Source organism: Streptomyces sp. NPDC006739 (assembly GCF_042869815.1).
Classification (GTDB): domain Bacteria; phylum Actinomycetota; class Actinomycetes; order Streptomycetales; family Streptomycetaceae; genus Streptomyces.
In genome coordinates this window covers 1-3,653 of sequence record NZ_JBIAGM010000076.1, presented here as the reverse complement: position 1 = coordinate 3,653, position 3,653 = coordinate 1, and the positions used below count along the sequence as shown (strand labels likewise).

3 protein-coding genes are annotated in these 3,653 nt (G+C 67.5%); 1 reads left to right on the top strand and 2 read right to left on the bottom strand.

Annotation, left to right across the window (positions count from 1 at the left end; genetic code table 11):
• Positions 1-560 precede the first annotated feature (560 nt).
• Complete coding sequence (locus ACFYMM_RS44225) at positions 561-2,180, bottom strand: IS4 family transposase (protein ID WP_388398494.1); 1,620 nt, start codon at positions 2,178-2,180, stop codon at positions 561-563.
• Between ACFYMM_RS44225 and ACFYMM_RS44220 the strand changes: the two genes are divergently transcribed.
• On the top strand, positions 2,130-2,987 hold the full coding sequence (locus tag ACFYMM_RS44220; RefSeq protein ID WP_388398491.1) for an IS5 family transposase: 858 nt from the start codon (positions 2,130-2,132) through the stop codon (positions 2,985-2,987). The genes ACFYMM_RS44225 and ACFYMM_RS44220 overlap by 51 nt on opposite strands.
• Here ACFYMM_RS44220 and ACFYMM_RS44215 read toward each other — a convergent pair.
• Complete coding sequence (locus tag ACFYMM_RS44215; protein WP_388398497.1) at positions 2,935-3,453, bottom strand: hypothetical protein; 519 nt, start codon at positions 3,451-3,453, stop codon at positions 2,935-2,937. The genes ACFYMM_RS44220 and ACFYMM_RS44215 overlap by 53 nt on opposite strands.
• Between the last annotated feature and the right edge of the window lie 200 nt (positions 3,454-3,653).

The following is a 3,653-nucleotide window of genomic DNA, read 5'->3' as shown; positions in this document are numbered from 1 at the left end:
CACCGCGCGAAGTCCACGCCGAGTACGAGAAGTTGCGAATCGTCGCGTGAAATAGACGGTCAGAAGCCTGTCCGGGAAACGCGAGGCCCCTCAGGTGGCCGTGACACCGCTTACAGTGGATATCAAGAGATCCCATGGAACAGCCATTTCAAACCCCCCTGGGTGGTTGTCAGAAGCCGTCTCAACCGACCTTGGAACGTGTGGGTCGAACAGGGTCTTGGTTGAGTGAACTTCCGGCGATAGGTGCATGGAGGTAGGGCCTCCTGGTAGCTCGGGGGTGCGACCCCGTTCCGAGCGGTTCCCGGAGGCCCTGTTGTCGTTGTTGTACGCGCCCGATCCCGTCCGCTTCAACTCGCCTGCCGTGTCGTGCGATTGTCTCGCGCACGTGTACGGCAACGCGACCGATCACCCTGGTCGGGTGCGCCGGTATCCCTCGGTCATGACGGATGCGGAGTGGGCGGCCATCCGGCCGGTGCTGTCGGTGCCGGCATGGCTCCAGGGGCGGGGCGGACAGCCGGAGGGCTACTGCCACCGCCAGATGCTGGATCAATGCCACGAAGTTAAGAGACCAGCGGTGGTGTCAAGGCATCAGGGAGAGTGATCTTGTAGATGCTCGGCGCGGTGCGGATGAGACGGCCGTTGCGCTCCCAGCAGCAGAGTTGCGCGGTGAGGCTGCTGAGGGGGCGCCCTGAGGTGGGGAGCCCGAGGTGCCGCGCGATGTCCCGGGTGTGCATGGCCTGGTTGGAGTTCGCTGCCAAGATCCGGCAGACCTGGCCCCAGCGGCCGGTAGGGGTCCGGCTGGGATCGTGCGCATTGGGGAGGGTCGGTGGCTGCACGGTGATCTCGGTGGTGGTGATCGGGGTGCTGGCGCGTGGACGCCCGTCGCGGTTCCAGATGTTGTAGCGGGAGGTTCCGCACTTGACGATGCGGGAGGACAGTCGCATCCGGCGCCCGGGGAGCAGCGCGTGCAGTACGCGGGCGCCGATGTGTCCTACCAGGTCGGAGTACCTGCTCGGTCTTGAGGCCGCGGTCGTTCCGATCGGGCTGATCACTGTGTCGCGGGCGGCTTCCAGAGCGACGGTGAAGCCGGCCCGGTCGGGATCGCAGCCGGGCATGGTCTCCACTGCGGTCACCATGACCGAGCGCAGGGCTTGGTAGAGGGTGAGAAGTGCCCACATCTCCTGGTTCAGACCTACGGGGTCCTTCGAACGCAGGACTCGGCCTTTGAGCAGGGTGTGACGGAGCGCCAGGTAGGTGATCTCGATCTCCCAGCGTTCGTGGTAGAGACGCACCAGGTGGTCGGCGGGGTCGATGCGGTGGTCGGTGAGCGTGGTCAGCAGGCGGTAGGTTCCGCCGAAGTCGCCGCCGTCGGCGGTGCGGGTGTGGATCTCGGCCTCGATCACCCGTAGTGGGAGGCCCCCGATCCGGGTCAGGTAGGAGCCGTCGGGCAGCAGTGCCAGTACTGGCGGTCGTCGGGTGCTGGTGGCGCGTATCAGGAACTGAGTCCCTTGAGCTGCGATGGCTGTGAGCAGTTCGTTGCTGTCGAAGGCGCGGTCCGCCAGGAGGAGCATGTCCGGGGTGAGGTGGCCGATCAGGTCGTGGGCGTAGTCGGTCTCGCCTTTGGAGGCGGAGCCGAAGACCGCTGCGATCAGACCGCGGGTGCCTGTTTCGCACAGGGTCATGAGCATCAGCCGGGGGTGGCCGGTCGGGCCGTAGCGGCGTTCGGTGCGGCCGAGCCAGGACCGGTTGCGCTCGTGGTCGGGGACGTTTAGGCTCCCGCATCCGTCGAAGGCGACCGTGCGCCAGCGGCGGTAGCTCACTCCGGGTGTGGACGGCTGGGCCAGCGGGCCGGCCAGCACGTCGAACAGCCGCTTGAGCGGGGCCACCCCGACCCGCCGACGCAGATCACGAAGCGCCTTCTCCGAGGGCTGCGGCACCCGGGTGGCCAGTCCGGCCCCGAGTTTGCCCCACACCAGTGCGGTGCCCAGATGCTCGAACAGCCCGAGCGCAAGCACGAAGTACACCCCGACGCGAGACGGGAGGCTCCGCAGTCGTCGCTCGCGAGCCCCGCTCTCATCCAGTACCGCATCCACCAACTCGGGCGGGATGACCTGCGTTAACTCACCAACATGACCAGGCGCGAACACGTCACCGGTTCCGCCCGTGACAGACTTGGCCACTGGGCCTCTGCTTTCTCAGGAAGATCTTGGTCGATCCCCTGGATAGCAGAGGCCCTTCTACCTCCCGCCACGCTTGACACCACCGCTGGTCTCTTAACTTCGTGGCATTGGATGCTGGATGCAATCCGCTACCTGGTCGCGGGCGGGATCTCCTGGCGGGCGATGCCCGCAGACTTCCCCGATTGGAGCCGGGTCTACGCCTTCTTCCGCCGCTGGCGCGAGCACGGGCTGATCACAGAGTTCCACGACCGGCTGCGCGAACGGGTCAGGGAGCGCGAAGGCCGTGAGGGCGAGCCCACGGCAGGGATCATTGACGCGCAGTCGGTGCGGGGCGCCGCGACGGTGCCGGCCGCCTCACGCGGCTACGACGGCGGGAAGAAGGTACCCGGACGCAAGCGGCACATCGTGACCGACAGACTCGGTCTGCTGCTGGTCGTCGTGGTCACCGCCGCGAACATCGGCGACCGGGACGCCGCGACGGGCCTGCTGGGGCGAGTGCGCCGACTGCACCGTGACATCACCCTGGTCTGGGCCGACGGCGGTTACACCGGCGACCTGGTCGACTGGTGCCGGCAGAAACTCGCCCTCACGCTGGAGATCGTCAAGCGCACCGACGACATGAAGGGGTGCGTGGTGCTGCCGAGACGCTGGGTGGCAGAGCGCACATTCGCATGGTTGATGAACTCCCGCCGCCTGGCCCGCGATTACGAGACTCTGCCCGCTACCAGCGAGGCGATGATCCGGTGGTCGATGATCACGCGGATGGGCCGGCGTCTGGCAAAGGCACGGGCCGCCGGCCGGCGCTGAACATCCCCGACGTCTCCTGCACGAGCCACCCGCGTTCCGCCAGGCGCCTGGCCTTCGAGCGCACCCCCTCGACCTTCGCCGGCGTCGTCTCCAGACCCAGCTGCACCGCGATCTCCCTGGCCTTCAGCGATCCCTGACCCGCTGAGGGCCGCTCCTCCAGCACACCCAGGATCCGCTGGTAGTCCGGTGTCAGCACCGTCACCGGCAACCCGTCCCGCCAGGGCGGCACCGTCGAGCCCGGCACAGGTGAGGGCGCTGTTTCCTGCTCCGCCTCGGACTCGGTCATGGCAGTGGACTCGGCCGCAGAGACAGCCAGGGCCTCGACCAGCTCCTCCCGCGCGATCACCCGCAGGTCCAGCTCGATCTCCGCGGCCTCCAACACGCCGGCCAGCCGCGCGACTTCTTCCCGAAGACCCTCCACCCGCACCCGGGCAGCCGTCTCCCGCTCCTCCAGCATTGCCAGCACCGACGCCAACCGCGCACCCCTCAGCCACTAAGCGGACACAAGACGGGAGCGTATTCGGTTGTGATCAAGGGGCCGCTCGTGTGAGGTCCTTGATCCAGATCACGGAGGCCCTGAGGTGGAGTCCGGCGAGGTAGCTCCCGGGGGTCTTGTCGTAGCGGGTGGCGATGCCTCGCCATGCCTTCATCCTGTTGATCGCCCGC